This window comes from Streptomyces sp. NBC_00252, from assembly GCF_036187565.1.
Lineage (GTDB): Bacteria > Actinomycetota > Actinomycetes > Streptomycetales > Streptomycetaceae > Streptomyces.
This window is the reverse complement of record NZ_CP108087.1, coordinates 7,718,544-7,736,953: the sequence shown is the minus strand read 5'-3', so window position 1 is coordinate 7,736,953 and position 18,410 is coordinate 7,718,544. Positions and strand designations below refer to the sequence as shown.

19 protein-coding genes are annotated in these 18,410 nt (G+C 70.2%); 9 read left to right on the top strand and 10 right to left on the bottom strand.

Annotation, left to right across the window (positions count from 1 at the left end; translation table 11 throughout):
* Positions 1-46: 46 nt before the first annotated feature.
* The 3 genes from OHT77_RS34390 to OHT77_RS34380 all read right to left on the bottom strand — a co-directional run bounded on the left by OHT77_RS34390 (position 47) and on the right by OHT77_RS34380 (position 1,946).
* Positions 47-253 (bottom strand): hypothetical protein, encoded by a 207-nt coding sequence (locus OHT77_RS34390; RefSeq protein ID WP_266767288.1) that lies wholly within the window; start codon positions 251-253, stop codon positions 47-49.
* Positions 254-452: 199 nt separating this feature from the next.
* On the bottom strand, positions 453-569 hold the full coding sequence (locus OHT77_RS34385) for an SGM_5486 family transporter-associated protein (RefSeq protein WP_019060691.1): 117 nt from the start codon (positions 567-569) through the stop codon (positions 453-455).
* A gap of 48 nt (positions 570-617) precedes the next feature.
* Complete coding sequence (locus tag OHT77_RS34380; RefSeq protein ID WP_328832303.1) at positions 618-1,946, bottom strand: CynX/NimT family MFS transporter; 1,329 nt, start codon at positions 1,944-1,946, stop codon at positions 618-620.
* Between the two features lie 70 nt (positions 1,947-2,016).
* Here OHT77_RS34380 and OHT77_RS34375 point away from each other — a divergent pair, with 70 nt between their 5' ends.
* Positions 2,017-2,712, top strand: a complete 696-nt coding sequence (locus tag OHT77_RS34375) for a FadR/GntR family transcriptional regulator (RefSeq protein WP_266767290.1) — start codon at positions 2,017-2,019, stop codon at positions 2,710-2,712.
* Here OHT77_RS34375 and OHT77_RS34370 read toward each other — a convergent pair.
* From OHT77_RS34370 to fabG, 3 genes are all read right to left on the bottom strand, one after another.
* The gene (locus OHT77_RS34370) at positions 2,687-3,040 is read right to left on the bottom strand and encodes a hypothetical protein (RefSeq protein WP_328832302.1); all 354 of its coding nucleotides are present in this window, start codon (positions 3,038-3,040) and stop codon (positions 2,687-2,689) included. The two genes, OHT77_RS34375 and OHT77_RS34370, sit on opposite strands and share 26 nt — an antisense overlap.
* 167 nt (positions 3,041-3,207) lie before the next feature.
* A complete protein-coding gene (gene fabI / locus OHT77_RS34365; protein WP_266767292.1) occupies positions 3,208-3,975 on the bottom strand; it encodes an enoyl-ACP reductase FabI in 768 nt (255 codons plus the stop codon).
* Positions 3,976-3,980: 5 nt separating this feature from the next.
* The gene (fabG, locus tag OHT77_RS34360) at positions 3,981-4,685 is read right to left on the bottom strand and encodes a 3-oxoacyl-[acyl-carrier-protein] reductase (RefSeq protein WP_328832301.1); all 705 of its coding nucleotides are present in this window, start codon (positions 4,683-4,685) and stop codon (positions 3,981-3,983) included.
* Positions 4,686-4,925: 240 nt separating this feature from the next.
* Between fabG and OHT77_RS34355 the strand changes: the two genes are divergently transcribed.
* From OHT77_RS34355 to tyrS, 3 genes are read left to right on the top strand one after another with little or no spacing between them, the layout of a single operon-like run.
* Positions 4,926-6,449, top strand: a complete 1,524-nt coding sequence (locus OHT77_RS34355; RefSeq protein WP_328832300.1) for a TldD/PmbA family protein — start codon at positions 4,926-4,928, stop codon at positions 6,447-6,449.
* Positions 6,446-7,840 (top strand): metallopeptidase TldD-related protein, encoded by a 1,395-nt coding sequence (locus OHT77_RS34350; protein ID WP_328832299.1) that lies wholly within the window; start codon positions 6,446-6,448, stop codon positions 7,838-7,840. Before OHT77_RS34355 ends, OHT77_RS34350 begins: the two co-directional genes overlap by 4 nt.
* 45 nt (positions 7,841-7,885) lie before the next feature.
* Positions 7,886-9,154 (top strand): tyrosine--tRNA ligase, encoded by a 1,269-nt coding sequence (gene tyrS / locus OHT77_RS34345; RefSeq protein WP_266767296.1) that lies wholly within the window; start codon positions 7,886-7,888, stop codon positions 9,152-9,154.
* 88 nt (positions 9,155-9,242) lie between these two features.
* Here tyrS and OHT77_RS34340 read toward each other — a convergent pair whose 3' ends face one another.
* A complete protein-coding gene (locus OHT77_RS34340) occupies positions 9,243-9,521 on the bottom strand; it encodes a GlsB/YeaQ/YmgE family stress response membrane protein (RefSeq protein WP_266767297.1) in 279 nt (92 codons plus the stop codon).
* A 247-nt stretch (positions 9,522-9,768) separates the two neighbouring features.
* Between OHT77_RS34340 and OHT77_RS34335 the strand changes: the two genes are divergently transcribed.
* Complete coding sequence (locus OHT77_RS34335; protein WP_328832298.1) at positions 9,769-10,167, top strand: DUF3099 domain-containing protein; 399 nt, start codon at positions 9,769-9,771, stop codon at positions 10,165-10,167.
* A gap of 315 nt (positions 10,168-10,482) precedes the next feature.
* Positions 10,483-10,722, top strand: coding sequence for a hypothetical protein (locus OHT77_RS34330; protein ID WP_266767299.1), 240 nt, complete (start codon positions 10,483-10,485; stop codon positions 10,720-10,722).
* 25 nt (positions 10,723-10,747) lie between these two features.
* On the opposite strand, the gene moaA is transcribed toward OHT77_RS34330, so the two are convergent.
* From moaA to OHT77_RS34315, 3 genes are all read right to left on the bottom strand, one after another.
* The gene (gene moaA, locus OHT77_RS34325) at positions 10,748-11,737 is read right to left on the bottom strand and encodes a GTP 3',8-cyclase MoaA (protein ID WP_328832297.1); all 990 of its coding nucleotides are present in this window, start codon (positions 11,735-11,737) and stop codon (positions 10,748-10,750) included.
* Between the two features lie 184 nt (positions 11,738-11,921).
* Positions 11,922-13,541 carry a solute symporter family protein gene (locus OHT77_RS34320; protein WP_328832296.1) on the bottom strand — a complete coding sequence of 540 codons (1,620 nt, stop codon included), beginning with the start codon at positions 13,539-13,541 and terminating at the stop codon, positions 11,922-11,924.
* Positions 13,538-13,894 carry a DUF485 domain-containing protein gene (locus tag OHT77_RS34315; RefSeq protein ID WP_266767302.1) on the bottom strand — a complete coding sequence of 119 codons (357 nt, stop codon included), beginning with the start codon at positions 13,892-13,894 and terminating at the stop codon, positions 13,538-13,540. The genes OHT77_RS34320 and OHT77_RS34315 overlap by 4 nt, the downstream gene beginning before the upstream one ends.
* Before the next feature lie 241 nt (positions 13,895-14,135).
* Here OHT77_RS34315 and OHT77_RS34310 point away from each other — a divergent pair, with 241 nt between their 5' ends.
* From OHT77_RS34310 to OHT77_RS34300, 3 genes are all read left to right on the top strand, one after another.
* Positions 14,136-15,674 (top strand): S8 family serine peptidase, encoded by a 1,539-nt coding sequence (locus OHT77_RS34310; RefSeq protein WP_328832295.1) that lies wholly within the window; start codon positions 14,136-14,138, stop codon positions 15,672-15,674.
* A gap of 117 nt (positions 15,675-15,791) precedes the next feature.
* Positions 15,792-17,207, top strand: a complete 1,416-nt coding sequence (locus OHT77_RS34305; RefSeq protein WP_328834429.1) for a CoA transferase — start codon at positions 15,792-15,794, stop codon at positions 17,205-17,207.
* A 100-nt stretch (positions 17,208-17,307) separates the two neighbouring features.
* Entirely contained in the window at positions 17,308-18,318 is a 1,011-nt protein-coding gene (locus OHT77_RS34300; RefSeq protein WP_328832294.1) for a CopD family protein, read from the top strand.
* Positions 18,319-18,410: the final 92 nt, after the last annotated feature.

Genomic DNA, 18,410 nt, shown 5'->3' with positions numbered 1-18,410 from the left:
GGCGCAGGGAGTTGACGGGGCGGCCGCGCGGGTGCTCAGCGACTGCTCAGCGGGCTATGAGCTGGTGCGCGCGCTCGAAGAGGTGCGTGATCATCGGGTCCGAGCCCGCCGCTTGCGCGTCCGTCGGGTTGAGCATCATCACGAGCAGCACGATGAACGCGAGCGCCGGCAGGGCGAGGGCCCACCACGGCAGCCTGATGTCGACGCCGCCCGTGGTCGCCGGGTGGGGCCGGGTGTGCGTAGGGGCCGACATGGATGCCTCCGCTGGTCTCCGAGTGGTCCGCGATCCGCTTCTCGCGGTCACACCATCGAAGTTACGGAAGTTCCGGCCCCCAACCCATCCGGAGATCCACCCACTTGACCCTGAGCCTCACCCCCTAGGGGATGGTGGGGACAACCCCACCATCGGCCCGCGGAGGCACCTTCACGGAGACTCGGTCACGGGGACGCGGTCACGGCGAAGCGATCGTCGCGATGATGGCGATGACGATGAAGATGGCGAAGAACGAGCCGAAGACGATGAGCATCTTCCGCTGGCCGTTCTGGGGGTTCGGATCGAGCACTGGCATGCGCCCAGTCTCGCACCATCGGCCCTTGCCGGACGCGCCGGGGTGAGGTCAGCGGACCGCCTCGTCCTCCACCGTGCGGTTGCGTCCCGCGAGGACGCCGACGGCCATCTGCGGGATCATCAGGCCGGCCATGAGGGCGATCGGCAGTCCCCAGCCGCCGCTGCTCTGGTAGAGCACGCCGACCAGGAGCGGCCCCGGGATCGAGATCAGATACCCGGTGCTCTGCGCGAACGCCGACAGCTGGGCGACGCCCGCACCGGTCCTGGCCCGCATGCCGACCATCGTCAGGGCCAGCGGGAAGGAGCAGTTGGATATGCCGAGGAGCACGGCCCAGGCCCAGGCGCCGCCGGCCGGTGCGAGGTACAGGCCCGCGTATCCGGCGAGCCCGCAGAGGCCGAGCGCGATCACGATCGGGCCCTGCCGGGGCAGCCGGGTGGCCAGCCGCGGGATGACGAAGGCGAGCGGCACGCCCATCACCATCGTGACGGCGAGGAGCAGCCCCGCGGTGCCGGCGGAGACCCCCGCGTCCCGGAAGATCTGTGCCATCCAGCCCATCGTGATGTAGGCGGCGGTGGCCTGGAGCCCGAAGAACACGGCGAGCGCCCAGGCGGTGCGGCTGCGGGTGATCCGCAGCACCGGCTGCGCCCCGGGCGTGGATGTCCCGTCGGCGGCCTCCCGCGCGCGGGGGTGCTGTTCCGCGGAGGGCGCCTCCCGGTGTCGTACGAGAGCGATCCAGGGGAGTACGGCCGCGGCGGCCAGCGCTGCCCAGACGGCGAGGCCGGAGCGCCAACTGCCGCCCAGGGCGTCGGTGACGGGGACGGTGATCGCGGCGGCGGCTGAGGTACCGAGGGCCAGGGCCATCGAGTACAGGCCGGTCATGGAGCCGACCCGGTCGGGGAACCAGCGCTTGACGATCACCGGCATCAGGACGTTGCTGACGGCGATGCCCATGAGGGCGAGCGCGCTGCCGATCAGGAAGCCGGGTATGCCGCCGATGTAGGGCCGTATGAGCAGGCCCGCGGTGATGGCCGCCATGCCGGCGCAGACCACCGCGGCCGGGCCGAAGCGGCGGGCGAGGCGGGGTGCCATGACGCCGAAGAGGGCGAAGCACAGCGGGGGTACGGAGGTGAGCAGTCCGGCGACGCTGCCGCTCATGCCGAGGCCGTCGCGGACCTCTTCGAGGAGGGCGCCGAGGCTGGTGATGGCGGGGCGGAGGTTCAGCGCGGCCAGCACGATGCCGACGACGATCAGACGTTTGGTCCACGCGCGCGTGGGGGCGGCTCCGGTGGACTCCGGGGAGTCGGCCGGAGTGGACTTGCTGACGTTGGTCGTGGACCTCAGTGTCCCTGTTTCCTCGCTTGCCATGCCACCCATCATAGAATGATGGGATGATTGGTTGTCCATCCCCGGGTGGCCCGCTCCCGCCCCGCCCATGCGAAGGTGTGCCATGCCCCTGAGTCACCCCCGTCGTTCGGCGCTCTCCGAGCAGGTCATCGCCGCGCTGCGGAACCAGATCGCCTCGGGCGAGTGGCCGGTCGGCTCCCGGATCCCGACCGAGCCGGAGCTGGTCGAGCAGCTCGGGGTCGCCCGCAACACGGTCCGCGAGGCGGTCCGCGCGCTCGCGCACAACGGCCTGCTGGACATCCGCCAGGGCTCCGGCACCTACGTCGTCGCGACGAGCGAGCTGGCGGGCGTGATGCACCGCCGCTTCGCGGACGCCGACCCCCGGCACATCGCCGAACTGCGATCCACCCTGGAGTCGTCGGCGGCGCAGCTGGCCGCCGAGCGGCGCACGGAGAAGGACCTCAAGCAGCTGGACGCCCTCCTCGTACGGCGTGAGGAAGCCTGGGCGTCGGGTGACACGGAGGCCTTCGTGACGGCCGACGCGACCCTGCACATGGCCGTGGTGGCGGCCTCGCACAACGACGTCATGACGGCGATGTACGCCGACCTGGGCGAGGTGCTGCGGGAGTGGCTGCGCGCGGACGTCGGCGAGGCGCTGACCCCGGAGACGTACATGGACCACACGCGGCTGGTGGACGCGATCCGCGCGGGGGACGCTCAGGCGGCCGCCGAGGAGGCCGCGGGCTATCCGTTCGTGTGCCGCGCGCTGCGGTTCAGCTCGCCCGCTTCTGGTGGCTGACCCACACCGCGCGGACGTCCTCCCAGCAGCGGCCGGTGAGCCGTACGGTCTGCGCCGGGCCCGCGTCGGTCGCGATGCCGTCGCTGTCGATGTCCCACCAGCGGTCGCACTCGATGTGCAGGCTGACGCGGTCGGTCCGGGGGTACGGGTTGTGGCAGTACGCGATCACGTGCGAGCCGTGGACGGCGGTGCGGCAGTCGGCGCCGAACAGCTGGGGCGCGGTCGGTTTTCGTACCTCCACGCGTGCGTGGGGCATCGCCTCGTACGCCAGGGAGATGACGAGCACGACGGCGGCGGTCACTGAGGCCAGGCTGCGGGACAGACGCACAAGGGAAACCTCCTCGGCGGTGCTGGGGAGGAAATCGCGTGGTGAACGCGTAATCCAGAGTGCGCGGTTGTCCCCGGTCCCCGCCCGGCCGGGTGGGCCGAACGGGTGACACGGAAAGGGCCCGCACCCTGTCCGGTGCGGGCCCTTTCCGTGCTTCCGTGGCGGTGTTACGCGCCGATGGCGTGCAGGCCGCCGTCGACGTGGACGATCTCGCCGGTGGTCTTCGGGAACCAGTCGCTCAGCAGGGCGACGATGGCCTTGCCGGCCGGCTCCGGGTCGTTGAGGTCCCACTCCAGGGGGGAGCGGTTGTCCCATACGGAGGCCAGCTCGCTGAAGCCCGGGATGGACTTGGCGGCCATCGAGCCGAGCGGGCCGGCGGAGACGAGGTTGCAGCGGATGTTCTGCTTGCCCAGGTCGCGGGCGAGGTAGCGGCTGGTGGCCTCCAGGGCGGCCTTGGCCGGGCCCATCCAGTCGTACTGCGGCCACGCGAAGGACGCGTCGAAGGTGAGGCCGACGACCGAGCCGCCGTTCTGCATCAGCGGCAGGCAGGCCGTGGTCAGCGACTTCAGGGAGAACGCCGAGACGTGCATCGCCGTGGCGACCGACTCGAACGGCGTGTTCAGGAAGTTGCCGCCGAGCGCGTCCGCGGGCGCGAACCCGATGGAGTGCACGACACCGTCCAGGCCGCCCAGCTCCTCGCCCACGACGTCGGCGAGGCGCGCCAGGTGCTCGTCGTTGGTGACGTCGAGCTCGATGACCTTGGTGGGCTTCGGGAGCTTCTTGGCGATGCGCTCGGTCAGCGTGGGCCGCGGGAACGCGGTCAGGATGATCTCGGCGCCCTGCTCCTGGGCCTGCTTCGCGGCGTGGAAGGCGATGGAGGACTCCAGCAGCACACCGGAGATCAGGACGCGCTTGCCCTCGAGGATTCCGCTCATGGTGATCAGTGACCCATTCCCAGTCCGCCGTCTACGGGGATGACGGCTCCAGTGATGTACGAGGCGTCGTCCGAGGCGAGGAACCGCACCGTCGCGGCGACCTCCTCGGGCTGCGCGTACCGGCCCAGCGGCACCTGCTTCATGATCGCGTCGCGCTGCTCGTCGGTGAGCGCCTTGGTCATGTCGGTGTCCACGAAGCCGGGCGCGACGACGTTGAAGGTGATGTTGCGCGAGCCCAGCTCACGGGCGAGGGAGCGCGCGAAGCCGACCAGGGCGGCCTTGGAGGCGGCGTAGTTCGACTGACCGGGGCCGCCCATCAGGCCGACGACCGAGGAGATCAGGACGACACGGCCCTTCTTGGCGCGCAGCATCGCGCGGTTGGCGCGCTTGACGACGCGGAAGGTGCCGGTGAGGTTGGTGTCGATGACCGAGGTGAAGTCCTCCTCGGTCATGCGCATGAGGAGCTGGTCCTTGGTGACGCCGGCGTTGGCGATCAGGACCTCGACCGGGCCGTGCTCGGCCTCGATCTCCTTGTAGGCCTGCTCCACCTGCTCGGGGTCGGTGATGTCGCACTTGACGGCCAGGAAGCCGGCCGGCGGCTCGCCCGAGCGGTATGTGATGGCGACCTTGTCGCCGGCGTCGGCGAATGCGCGGGCGATGGCGAGGCCGATGCCCCGGTTGCCTCCGGTGACGAGAACCGAGCGGCTCAACGGATCACCCTTTCGATAGCGGTTCTGCACACCTGCCAGATACACCTGGTTGACAGGCGGCTTTATCGAAAACCTATCGGTCCGCCGCGTCCGGCGGACAATCGGGCACCGACAGTGGCTTACGGGACTCGCTGTCGGGTCCCTACAGAAAGTGCCGACGCAGCGCGGAAACGTGTGGTCCCCGTACCCGCTCGCGCGACATGATCGGACCCGACAGGCCACGACAGCAGGGAGACCTCCGTGCCTCATTCCATCGACGAAGCCTTCACGGCGCTTCCGCTACGCGCCCTGGCCGACGCCGCGCTCGCACGCGCGCGTGCGCTCGGGGCCGAGCACGCGGACTTCCGGTTCGAGCGGGTGCGCAGCGCGTCCTGGCGGCTGCGGGACGCGCGCCCGGCCGGTACGTCGGACACCACCGACCTCGGGTACGCGGTGCGGGTCGTGCACGGCGGCACGTGGGGGTTCGCCTCGGGCGTCGACCTGAGCCTGGACGCCGCCGCCAAGGTCGCCTCCCAGGCGGTGGCGATGGCGAAGCTCTCCGCCCAGGTGATCAAGGCCGCCGGGTCGGACGAGCGGGTCGAGCTGGCCGCCGAGCCGGTGCACGAGGAGCGGACGTGGATCTCGTCGTACGAGATCGATCCGTTCTCGGTGCCCGACGAGGAGAAGGCGGGGCTGCTGGCGGAGTGGAGTGCCCGGCTGCTCGCGGCGGACGGCGTCAACCACGTGGACGCGTCGCTGCTCACCGTGCACGAGAACAAGTTCTACGCCGACACCGCGGGCACGGTGACCACGCAGCAACGGGTCCGGCTGCACCCGCAGTTGAGCGCCGTGTCGGTCGACGAGTCGACCGGTGAGTTCGACTCCATGCGCACCATCGCGCCGCCCGTGGGCCGCGGCTGGGAGTACCTCACGGGCACCGGCTGGGACTGGGACGGCGAGCTGGAGCGGATCCCTGAGCTGCTCGCCGAGAAGATGCGGGCGCCGAGCGTCGAGGCGGGCCTGTACGACCTCGTCGTGGACCCCTCCAACCTCTGGCTGACGATCCACGAGTCCATCGGCCACGCCACCGAACTGGACCGTGCGCTCGGCTACGAGGCCGCCTACGCCGGCACGTCCTTCGCGACCTTCGACAAGCTCAACAAGCTCAAGTACGGCTCCGAGCGGATGAACGTCACCGGCGACCGCACCGCCGAACACGGCCTCGCGACGATCGGCTACGACGACGAGGGCGTCGAGGGCCAGTCCTGGGACCTGGTCAGGGACGGCACCCTGGTGGGCTACCAACTCGACCGCCGCATCGCCAAGTTGACCGGCTTCGAGCGCTCCAACGGCTGCGCGTACGCCGACTCCCCCGGCCATGTGCCCGTGCAGCGCATGGCCAACGTGTCGCTCCAGCCCGACCCGGCGGGGCTGTCCACGGAGGACCTGATCGGCGGCGTCGACCGCGGGATCTACGTGGTCGGCGACCGGTCCTGGTCGATCGACATGCAGCGCTACAACTTCCAGTTCACCGGGCAGCGGTTCTTCAGGATCGAGAACGGCCGGATCACCGGGCAGCTGAAGGACGTCGCCTATCAGGCGACGACCACCGACTTCTGGGGCTCCATGGCGGCCGTCGGCGGCCCGCAGACCTACGTCCTGGGCGGCGCCTTCAACTGCGGCAAGGCCCAGCCGGGCCAGGTCGCCTCGGTGTCGCACGGCTGCCCGTCCGCCCTCTTCACGGGCGTCAACATCCTCAACACCACCCAGGAGGCCGGTCGATGAGTCCTCGTACGAACAAGCCGCACGAGATCGTCGAGCGCGCCCTCGAACTCTCCCGGGCCGACGGCTGTGTCGTCATCGCCGACGAGCAGTCGACCGCCAACCTCCGCTGGGCGGGCAACGCGCTGACCACGAACGGCGTCACGCGCGGGCGCACGCTCACCGTCATCGCGACCGTCGACGGCAAGGAGGGCACCGCCTCGGGGGTCGTGTCCCGGTCGGCCGTCACCCCTGAGGAGCTGGAGCCGCTCGTACGGGCCGCCGAGGAGGCCGCGCGGGGGGCCGCGCCCGCCGAGGACGCGCAGCCGCTCGTCACGGGCGTACCCCAGTCGCCCGACTTCACGGACGGGCCCGCCGAGACGTCCTCCACGGTGTTCGCCGACTTCGCTCCCGCGCTCGGCGAATCGTTCGCACGCGCGCGTGCGGGCGGCCGTGAGCTGTACGGCTTCGCCTACCACGAACTGGTCTCCAGCTACCTGGGCACGTCGACCGGGCTGCGCCTGCGCCATGACCAGCCCAACGGCACCCTGGAGCTGAACGCCAAGTCCCCGGACCGTACGCGCTCGGCCTGGGCCGGCCGCTCGACCCGGGACTTCAAGGACGTCGACCCGGCCGCGCTGGACGCCGAACTGGCCGTACGACTGGGCTGGGCGGAGCGGAGGATCGAGCTGCCCGCCGGACGGTACGAGACGCTGCTGCCGCCCACGGCCGTCGCGGACCTGCTGATCTACCAGATGTGGTCGGCGTCGGGCCGGGACGCGGTCGAGGGGCGCACGGTGTTCTCCAAGCCCGGCGGCGGCACCCGCGTCGGCGAGAAGCTCACCGAGCTGCCGCTGTCGCTGCGCAGCGACCCGAACGAACCGGGCCTGGAATCCGCCCCGTTCGTGCTCGCGCACAGCTCCGGGGGCGACCAGTCGGTGTTCGACAACGGGCTGCCGCTGGCCGCCACCGACTGGGTGCGCGACGGCGAACTCCAGCACCTGTTGACCAGCCGGCACAGCGCGGGGCTCACCGGGCTGCCGGTGGCGCCGGCGATCGACAACCTGATCCTGAGCGGGGGCGAGGACCGTTCCCTGGAGGAGATGGTCGCGAGCACCGAGCGCGGGCTGCTGCTGACCTGCCTCTGGTACATCCGCGAGGTCGACCCGGCGACGCTGCTGCTCACCGGGCTGACCCGGGACGGCGTCTACCTCGTCGAGAACGGTGAGGTCGCGGGCGAGGTGAACAACTTCCGGTTCAACGAGTCGCCGGTCGACCTGCTGGGGCGCGCGACCGAGGCGGGGCGGACGGAGAAGACGCTGCCGCGGGAATGGAGCGACTGGTTCACCAGGGCCGCGATGCCCGCGCTGCGGGTGCCGGACTTCAATATGAGCTCTGTCAGTCAGGGCGTATAACCTCGTACCTGATCCACGCGACCATCCCAAGGAGATACGAGAACCGTGACGGACATCGTCGACGAGCTGAAGTGGCGGGGCCTGTTCGCCCTGTCCACTGACGAAGATGCTTTGCGCAAGGCGCTCGCGGACGGTCCCGTCACGTTCTATTGCGGCTTCGATCCGACGGCGCCCTCGCTGCACCTCGGTCACCTGGTGCAGGTGCTCACCGTGCGCCGGCTCCAGCAGGCCGGTCACCGGCCGCTGGCGCTGGTCGGCGGGGCCACGGGCCAGATCGGCGACCCCCGCCCGACGGCGGAGCGCACGCTGAACGACCCGGAGACGGTGGCCGGCTGGGTCCAGCGGCTGCGCCGTCAGATCGAGCCGTTCCTGTCCTTCGAGGGCGAGAACGCCGCGGTCATGGTGAACAACCTCGACTGGACGGCGAACCTCTCCGCGATCGAGTTCCTCCGCGACATCGGCAAGCACTTCCGCGTCAACAAGATGCTCGCGAAGGACTCCGTCGCCAAGCGCCTGGACTCCGACCAGGGCATCAGCTACACGGAGTTCAGCTACCAGATCCTCCAGGGCATGGACTTCCTGCAGCTCTACCGCAGGTACGGCTGCACGCTCCAGCAGGGCGGCAGCGACCAGTGGGGCAACCTCACGGCGGGCCTGGACCTGATCCACCGCCTGGAGCCGGACGCCACGGTCCACGCCTACGGCACCCCGCTGATGACCAAGGCCGACGGCACGAAGTTCAGCAAGTCCGAGGGCACCGCCATCTGGCTCGACCCGGAGATGACCACGCCGTACGCGTTCTACCAGTTCTGGCTGAACACGGACGACCGGGACATCTCGACCTACGCGCGCATGCTGTCCTTCAAGTCCCGTGCGGAGCTTGAGGAGTTGGAGCAGCAGACCGCGGAGCGTCCGCAGGCCCGTGCGGCGCAGCGTGCGCTGGCCGAGGAGCTGACGACGCTGGTGCACGGCGCGGAGCAGACGGCCGCGGTGACCGCCGCGTCCCGGGCGCTGTTCGGGCAGGGCGAGCTGGCGGAGCTGGACGAGAAGACGCTGGCCGCGTCGCTCTCCGAGGTGCCGCACGTCCAGGTCGCCGAGCTCGGTCCCGTCGTCGATCTGTTCGCCGAGGTGGGGCTGGTGGCGAGCAAGTCCGCTGCGCGGCGGACCGTGAAGGAGGGCGGGGCGTACGTGAACAACGTGAAGGTGTCGGCCGAGGACGCGGTGCCCTCGAAGGAGGATCTGCTGCACGGGCGGTGGCTGGTGCTGCGGCGCGGTAAGAAGAATCTGGCCGCGGTTGAGGTGACTGGAGCGTAAGCGCCAAAGGGGCGCGGGTTGACTGCGGACCGCGGCTTTCGTCGTGGCTGGTCGCGCAGTTCCCCGCGCCCCCTTTGGGGCGCTGCTCCTAAGCTCGCTGTTTGTTCTTGCCGATTGTCGCCATGTACGCCATGTCGACGACGAAGACGATGATGACCGCGGCCACGAGCTGGAACGCGTGGCGGCTCCAGTCGATGCCGCTGGTGGCGGCGACGCCGGCCGCTCGGGCGATCGCGTTGCCGACGATGGCGCCGAGAATGCCGCAAATGGTGGTCAGCCAGAGGGGACTGTGCTGCTTGCCCGGGATGATCGCCTTCGCGATCAGGCCCAGCACGAATCCCACGATGATGGCCCACAACCAGCCCATGGCTGCCTCCTTGTACGGCTCTACGTGAGCATTACGCCAAGTGTGGGTCCGGTCGCGCTACGGCGCATGTCGGGCGGGGCCGTACGTGTTACGGCGCAGTCCGGTCACCGTGACCGGAGGTCCCCCGGTCTCGAAGGCGGCGGAGGCGCGGCGTAACGTAGGACGTGTCGGGGCCCCGTTCCCGGATCGGATGCGGGCCGGGGTTGCGGGCCGGGGAGAGTCCGATGCGGGCGGATGGTGGAATGTGATGCGGAAGCTGCACGGCGAAGGCAACGCCCAGGTGTTCCGGATCACCGGAGCCCGCACGGGACTCGCGGAGGACATCCGCGGGCGGCAGCGCCGCTACATCATCTCGATGTCGATCCGTACGGTCTCGGTGATCCTCGCCTGCGCGCTGTGGAACGTCGAACGGCACGTCGCGATCGTCGCGCTGGTGCTCGGTGTGCTCCTCCCCTATGTCGCCGTGGTGATCGCGAACGCCGGGCGCGAGAACGCGCCGGGGCTTCCGTCCACATTCGTCACCACCCCGCTGCGGCCGATGATCGCGCCGCCGAGGACGGACGAGGCGTTCACGGGAGCCGTCCCGGAAGAGGTCGTGACCGAGCCGGCACCGGGTTCGGGGGGCGAACCGTACGACCGGTCGTGACCGTGGCGAACGCGTCCGAACCGGAAGCCGGGCCCTCGCCAAGCTCAAGAAAAGCTCAGATCAATCATGTTGTTCCGGTGCCGGGCGGCCGGTCACCCGTGACATACTTCGTACGCGCTCCGCATCCCCCGTCGGAGCGACGGACCGACGCCGGGCAGCTCCCCCCGTGGCTGCTCGGCGTCGCCTTTTGAGGCCTCCGTCGCACCCCCCGGAACCGCCCCTCCTTCCCCCCGTCGGTCAATTCAGGCGCTGGTGTCGGGGCGCCGGACGACCGTGGGGAACGGCTGACGTCCGGGCTCGGTTAGGGTCGGGCGCGTGATTCTGAACGCCGCCGGCTCCGATCCCGTCTCCCCGATCTGCTCCGCCAAGGGGTGCCGTGCCGCTGCCGTGTGGGTGCTGGCGTGGAACAACCCGAAACTGCACACACCAGAGCGGCGCAAGACCTGGCTCGCGTGCGAGGAGCATCGCGAGCACCTGTCCCAATTCCTCGGTGTCCGGGGCTTCTTGAAGGACGTCGTCAGCTTCGAGGACTGGGAAGAACCCGAGACTCCGTAGGCCCCCTCTCGCCTACGACGGCCGCTCAGCCGCCGATCGCCGACATCGGGCGGTCCGGCTGGAGGAACGACGGGTCGTCCAGGCCCGAGCCCGCCTTCTTGCCCCACATCGCCTCGCGCCAGATGCGGGCGATCTCCGTGTCCGGGGCGTCCGAGCGCAGGGCGGCGCGGAGGCTGGTCTCCTCGCGGGCGAACAGGCAGTTGCGTATCTGGCCGTCGGCCGTGAGGCGGGTGCGGTCGCAGGCCGCGCAGAACGGGCGGGTGACCGAGGCGATGACGCCCACGCGGTGCGGGCCGCCGTCCACGGTCCAGCGCTCGGCCGGGGCGGAACCGCGCTCGTCGCCGCCCTCGGGGGTCAGCTCGAAGCGGGTGCGGAGGGAGGCGAGGATGTCGCCCGCCGTGACCATGCCGTCGCGCTTCCAGCCGTGCTGGGCGTCCAGGGGCATCTGCTCGATGAAGCGCAGTTCGTAGTCGTGCTCCACGGCCCAGGCCAGCAGGTCCGGGGCCTCGTCCGCGTTGAGCCCCGGCATCAGCACCGAGTTGATCTTCACGGGGGTCAGGCCCGCGTCGTGGGCGGCTTCGAGGCCCTCGATGACGTCCTTGTGGCGGTCGCGGCGGGTGAGGGTCTTGAAGACGTCGGGGCGCAGGGTGTCCAGCGAGACGTTGACCCGGTCCAGGCCCGCCTTCTTCAGGGCGGCCGCCGTGCGCTTGAGGCCGATGCCGTTGGTGGTGATCGACATCCGGGGGCGGGGCTCCAGGGCCGCGACCCGCTCGACGATGCCGACCAGGCCGGGGCGCAGCAGGGGCTCGCCGCCGGTGAAGCGGACCTCCTCGATACCGAGGGAGGTGACCGCGATGTCGATCAGGCGGACGATCTCGTCGTCCGTGAGGAGGTCGGGCTTTGCCAGCCACTGCAGGCCCTCCTCGGGCATGCAGTACGTGCACCGGAGGTTGCACCGGTCGGTCAGCGAAACCCGCAGGTCGGTGGCTACCCGGCCATAGGTGTCGATCAGCATGTGTGCCCCCTCCCTCGTTTCGGACCGCATGTTTTCCGACACCTGCGAGCCTACGCGACACCACTGACAACGAGGGCGGCCCGATCCCACGAGGTACGGCACGGCCGCGTCGTAGGGACCTACGACGCGGCCGTCGGCGTGGGGGGACTGCGTGGGGGGACTCAGAGGGACCTGGCAGGGCCGGTCAGTGGGCTCCGGTGCCGGTCAGGGACCGTACCTCCAGCTCCGCGTACTTGCCGGTGTCCGGCTCCTCCTTGGAGAGGATCGTGCCGAGCCAGCCGAGCAGGAAGCCGACGGGGATGGAGATGATGCCGGGGTTCTCCAGGGGGAACCACTGGAAGTCGACGTGGGGGAACATCGACGTCTCCTTGCCGGAGACCACCGGCGAGAAGAGGACCAGGCCGACCGCGGTGACCAGGCCGCCGTAGATCGACCAGAGGGCGCCCTGGGTGGTGAAGCGTTTCCAGAAGAGGCTGTAGAGGATCGTCGGGAGGTTGGCGGAGGCGGCGACTGCGAAGGCGAGGGCGACCAGGCCGGCGACGTTCAGGTCGCGGGCGAGGGCGCCCAGGACGATGGAGACGGCGCCGATGCCGACCGTGGCGTAGCGGGCGGCGGCCATCTCCTGCTTCTCGGTGGCCTGTCCGCGCTTGATGACGTTCGCGTAGATGTCGTGGGCGAACGAGGACGACGAGGCCAGGGTCAGTCCGGCGACGACCGCGAGGATCGTGGCGAAGGCGACCGCCGAGATGGTGGCCAGGAGGATGGCGCCCCAGTTGGAGTCGACTCCGCCCAGATGCAGGGCCAGGAGTGGGGCGGCCGTGTTGCCCGCCTTGTTGGAGGCGATGATCTCGTCGGGTTTGATCAGTGCGGCGGCGCCGAAACCGAGGGCCAGGGTCATCAGGTAGAAGGCGCCGATCAGGCCGATGGCCCAGTTGACCGACTTACGGGCGGCCTTGGCGGTGGGCACCGTGTAGAAGCGGATCAGGATGTGCGGCAGTCCGGCGGTGCCGAGGACCAGGGCGAGGCCCAGGGAGATGAAGTCCAGCTTGGTCGTGCCGGTGGCACCGTACTTGAGGCCCGGGTTCAGGAAGGCGGACCCCTTGCCGCTGTTGGAGGCGGCCTTGCCGAGCAGGTCGGAGACGTTGAAGTCGAACTTCAGCAGCACCAGGAAGGTCAGCAGCAGCGCGCCGGCGATGAGCAGGCAGGCCTTGACCATCTGGACCCAGGTGGTGCCCTTCATGCCGCCGATCGTGACATACACGATCATCAGGACGCCGACCAGGGCGACGATGCCGATCTTGCCCGCGTCGGTGGTGATGCCGAGGAGCAGCGAGACCAGGACGCCCGCTCCGGCCATCTGGGCCAGCAGGTAGAAGATCGACACCACGATGGTGGAGGTGCCGGCCGCGGTGCGGACCGGGCGCTGGCGCATGCGGTACGCGAGGACGTCGCCCATGGTGTAGCGGCCCGAGTTGCGCAGCGGTTCGGCCACCAGGAGCAGGGCGACCAGCCAGGCGACCAGGAAGCCGATGGAGTACAGGAAGCCGTCGTACCCGAAGAGGGCGATCGCGCCGGCGATGCCGAGGAAGGACGCGGCGGACATGTAGTCGCCGGAGACGGCGAGGCCGTTCTGGAAGGCGGTGAACTGGCGGCCGCCCGCGTAGAAGTCGGCGGCGCTCTTGGTCTGGCGGCCCGCCCATACGGTGATGACGAGCGTCGCGGCGACGAAGATCGCGAACAGGGTGATGATCAGCGGCCGGTGCTGGCTCGCCTCGCCTGCGGCAAGGGTGATCGCGGGGCTCATGCGCCGTCCTCCATCCGGGACTTGATGGCTGCCGCCTTGGGGTCGAGCTTCGCGGCGGAGTACCGCGCGTACCACCAGGCGATGAGGAACGTGGTGAGGAACTGGGCGAGGCCCAGGACCAGGGCGACGTTGATGTTGCCGACGACCTTGGTGTCCATGAAGTCGTCCGCGTAGTTGCACAGCAGCACGTACAGCAGGTACCAGACGATGAAGGCGACGGTCAGCGGGAAGGCGAAGGAGCGGTGGGCGCGGCGCAGTTCGGCGAACTCCGCACTCTCCTGGACCTGTTCGAACTCCTCGGTACTGGGGAGTTGGCGTTCGGCTTTCGAGGGGGGTGGTGTCTCGGTGGCCACGGTGTCTCCTCGCGTTGCGGACCTGCGGGTACTGAGTTGGCTTGGCGCTTCCTGCCCAAGGGCACGGCGCGGCACCTCGACCGGTTCAACTCCTTTGACTTCTTTCGGTAGTCGTCTTTGGGAAATCATTGCTGGCCAGCCGTCGCGGGAGATAACTTCGGGTCTGCACCACTCGTCATGTACCTGCCCGGGCGCCAACCACGTCTCGGGCCGTTTCGTTTTCGGATGATGTGGAGATCCCATGGCTCATCTGCGCCCCAGACGCCGGCTCGCCCTCGCCGTGCCGGTCGTGCTGTCGCTGACCGCCTCGCTCGGTTTCCTCCCGTCCGCGGCCTCGGCGGTCCCGGCCGTCGAGCCCGGGACCGCGGCCCAGGCCGCCGACGCACCGAATCTTGCGTATGTGGTCAACACACGGCTGGACCACCGGACGATCAACTCGGTCAAGAAGGCGATCAATGCGGCCGGCGGCACCATCGTGGTGACGTACGAGAAGATCGGCGTGATCGTCGTCCACTCGGCGAACCCGGACTTCGGCCCGGTCATCCGCAAGGTGCACGGTGTGCAGTCGGCCGGTGCCACGCGCACCGCGCCGCTGAGCCTCGCCTCGACGACCGACGAGGGCGCGGTGCAGTACCTCTCCAAGGACCAGGCCGCGAAGACGGCGAAGGCCTCCGCGGCCGCCGGGAACAGCGAGCCCCTGGAAGCCGACCAGTGGGACCTGCCGGCGATCGGCGCCGACAAGGCCGCCAAGATCAACCCGGGCAGCAAGAGCGTGACGGTCGCCGTCATCGATGTCGGCGTGGACGACACCCACCCGGACATCGCCCCGAACTTCTCCCCCTCGCAGTCCGCCAACTGCGTGGGTGGCAAGGCGGACACCACGTACGGCGCCTGGCGTCCCGTGGACTCCGGCCACTATCACGGCACGCATGTCGCGGGTGAGATCGCCGCCGCCCGCAACGGCATCGGTGTGGCGGGCGTCGCGCCGGGCGTGAAGGTCTCCGGCATCACGGTGGCCGAGCCCGACTCGACCCAGTTGTTCTACCCGGAGAGCGTGGTCTGCGCGTTCGTGTTCGCCGCGGACCACGGCGTGGAGATCACCAACAACAGCTACTACGTTGATCCTTGGCTGTACAACTGCATGGACGACCCTGATCAACGTGCCATTGTGGATGCGGTCAACAGGGCCCAGCTGTACGCGCAGAGCAAGGGCACGCTCAATGTCGCGGCGGCCGGCAACTCGAACGACGACCTCGACTCCCACGCCCTCGTCGACACCTCCAGCCCCGACGACTCGACCGCCACGACCCGGACGGTCGACCCGCACGAGTGCTTCGACGTACCGACCCAGCTGCCGGGCGTCGTCACGGTCAGCTCGGTCGGCGTGAAGAAGGCCAAGTCGTACTTCTCCAGCTACGGCAAGGGCGTCATCGACGTGGCGGCGCCGGGCGGGGACGCCCTGCAGATCCCGGACACCCCGTCGAAGAACGGCCGCATCCTCTCCACGCTGCCGAACAACTCCTACGGCTACCTCCAGGGCACCTCGATGGCGACCCCGCACGTCGCCGCGGTGGCCGCGCTGCTCAAGTCCACGCACCGGTACGCCAGTCCGGCCCAGTTGCAGGGGCTGCTGAAGGCCGAGGCGGACAACCCGGGCTGCCCGACCGAGCCGTACGACACCAACGGTGACGGCGTCGTGGACGCGACCTGCGTGGGCGGCAAGCGGGTCAACGGCTTCTACGGGTTCGGCATCGTCAACGCGCTGCGTGCGGTGAAGTAGCCGACACCTCGCTTGCTCACGGGCCGGGCGGACTTCCGCCCGGCCCGTTCGCGTCCGTACAGTCCGTCCATGCATATATTGATTGAATCAATACTGCATAGTTCAATCATGACTGATATGAATGGCATCAAGGTGGCATGGGGTGCGATGGGCGGCGATCCCGCCCTGGTCTCGCGCCTCTCGACCGTCGTACGCGCGGGAGCCCTTCAAGCACGCCTTCCCGTACGGGAGTTGGCACGGGCCTGTGTGGGATCGTGCGCGCTGGCCGCCGCCGAGTTGGGGGCGCGGCGGGCCGGGCTCGCGGAGGTGCCCGGGGTGCGGGTCGACGACGGGGCCGTCGCCACGGCGTTCGTCAGTGAGCGGCATCTGTTGATCGACGGGCGGGCGCCGGTCAGCTTCGCGCCGCTGTCGCGGTTCTGGCGGACGGCCGACGGGTGGGTCCGCACCCACGCGAACTATCCGCACCACCGGGCACGGCTGCTGGGCGCGTTGGGGCTGACGGAGGGCGCCTCCGTGGAGACCGTGGCCGACGTACTCGCCGAGCGGTCCGCCCTGGAGGTGGAGGAGGCGGTCTACGGCGCCGGGGGCCTCGCGGTCGCGCTGCGGACGGCGGAGGAGTGGGCCGCGCATCCACAGGGGGCCGCGGTCGCCGGGCGGCCGCTCGTCGAGCGCGAGCGGATCGGGACGGCACGCGCGCGTGTGCTCCCGCCGCTCGACGGCGACCCGTTGCTGCCCGCCGCCGGGATGCGCGTGCTCGACCTGACCCGGGTCATCGCGGGCCCGGTCGCCACACGGACGCTCGCGCTGCTCGGCGCGGATGTGCTGCGGGTGGACGCCCCGCAGTTGCCCGAGGACCCGGACACGCACGCGGACACCGGGCTCGGGAAGCGGTCGACGCGGCTTGACCTGGGTCTCGCGGCCGATCGGCGTGCCTTCGAGGCCCTGCTGGAACGGGCGGACGTGATCGTCACCGGGTACCGGCCGGGCGCCCTGGACCGGTTCGGGCTCTCCCCCGAGGCACTGCTCGACCGTAGGCCCGGGCTGGTCGTGGCGCAGCTGTCGGCGTGGGGCGCGTACGGGCCGTGGGGTGACCGGCGGGGGTTCGACAGCCTGGTGCAGGTCGCCACGGGCATCGCGGCGATCGAGGGGTCGCCGGAACAGCCCGGGGCGCTGCCCGCGCAGGCCCTCGACCACGGGACGGGGTATCTGCTGGCGGGCGCGGTGCTGCGGGCGCTGACGGAACAGTCGGAGCGGGGTGGTGGCATCGCCCTGCGGCTGGCGCTCGCACGGACCGCGGGGTGGCTGATCGCGGGTCAGGGTGAGCGGGGCCGGGCGGCGGCACACGAGCAGGGTGCGGTCCCCCGCGAGGAGAGCGGGACGGCGTACACCCGGCCCGACGCCTGGCTGGTCGAGACAGACAGCGGTATCGGGCACCTCCGACATGCCCTGTCACCCGTGTCCTTCGACGGTGGACCCTCGAACTGGGCGCGTCCTCCGGGGTGTTGGGGCATGGATCCGGCTCGCTGGGCTTGATTTCGGGGGCATCCAGAAGCGCGCTTATGGGCGAAATACGGTTCATCCAATCGTTTTGCTGCACTTGCCCGGTTCTGCGGCGGCTGGTGAAGATCTTGGTGTGACCTTGATACGACCGACTGTCGAAGCGGCCGACACCAGCGGCTCCGGGCGGCGCCCCGGTCCGCGTCGGGCCGTCACCGTGCTGGCGCTGGTGGTGCTCGCCGCGCTGATCCCGCTGCTCGGCCCGTCCGCCGCGCTGCACGACACCGGGGAGGCCGCCGCGCCCGGTGTAGGCGGCATCGCGCTGCTGCGGGCGGTGCTGTTCGGCGCCCTGTGTGTGCCCCTGGGTGAGCTGTTCGTGAACCGGCTGGCGCGCACCCTGCCCGGCGCTCCCCCGAACGGCCCCCGCAGCTGGTCTCTGTACGCGGCCGGTGCCGGTTTCGTCGCCGCGCTGGGGCTCGCGTCGGTCGTGGTGACGGACACCCTGGTGCCGGACAGCCCGACCCGGATCGACATCGCCGGCCTCTACCAGTCTCGGGACGGCAGGCTCGCACTCCTGGAGATCGGCGCGTTCGCCGTGGCTGCCCTGTGCGCGCGGTCGCGGCGGCCCGGCGTTCAGGTGTGGCCCCTTGGCGCCGTGGTCCTCGCGGAGGCGCTGCGCGCGCATCCGACGGGCGAGTACAGCCCCCTGGTCGGCTCCGAACTGACCCTGGTCCATCTGACGTGCGCGGCGCTGTGGGTGGGCGGTCTGCTGCACGTCCTGCGGACGCTGCGGCAGTGGCGGGGCACCGAGGCGGGTGCCGCGCTGCTGGGTCTCTACGCGCGCGTGGCGGTCGTCCTGCTCGCCGCGATCACCGCAACGGGGGTGTGCAGTTCGCTGCGCCGGATGCCGGTCGGCACGATCCTGGACCAGCTGACGACGACGGCGTACGGGCGCACCCTGCTCGCCAAGGTGCTGCTCGTCGCCGCCGTCGCCGTCCTCGCGCTGTGGGCCCGGTCCCGGCTGCGGCGGGCCACCGATCCGCTGACCGCCTGCTCCCCCGCGCGGGCGGAGGTCGTCGCCCTGGGAGTGGTGGTCGTGCTCTCCGGACTGTTGACGGCGTTGCCGGTGCCGATCCGCTGGCATTGACCAGCCAGCCGATCAACCCGGCCAGTCGATCAACCCGTCAGCCAATCAATCGACCAATCGGTCAATGGTGCCGTCCATGGTTGATCGAATGA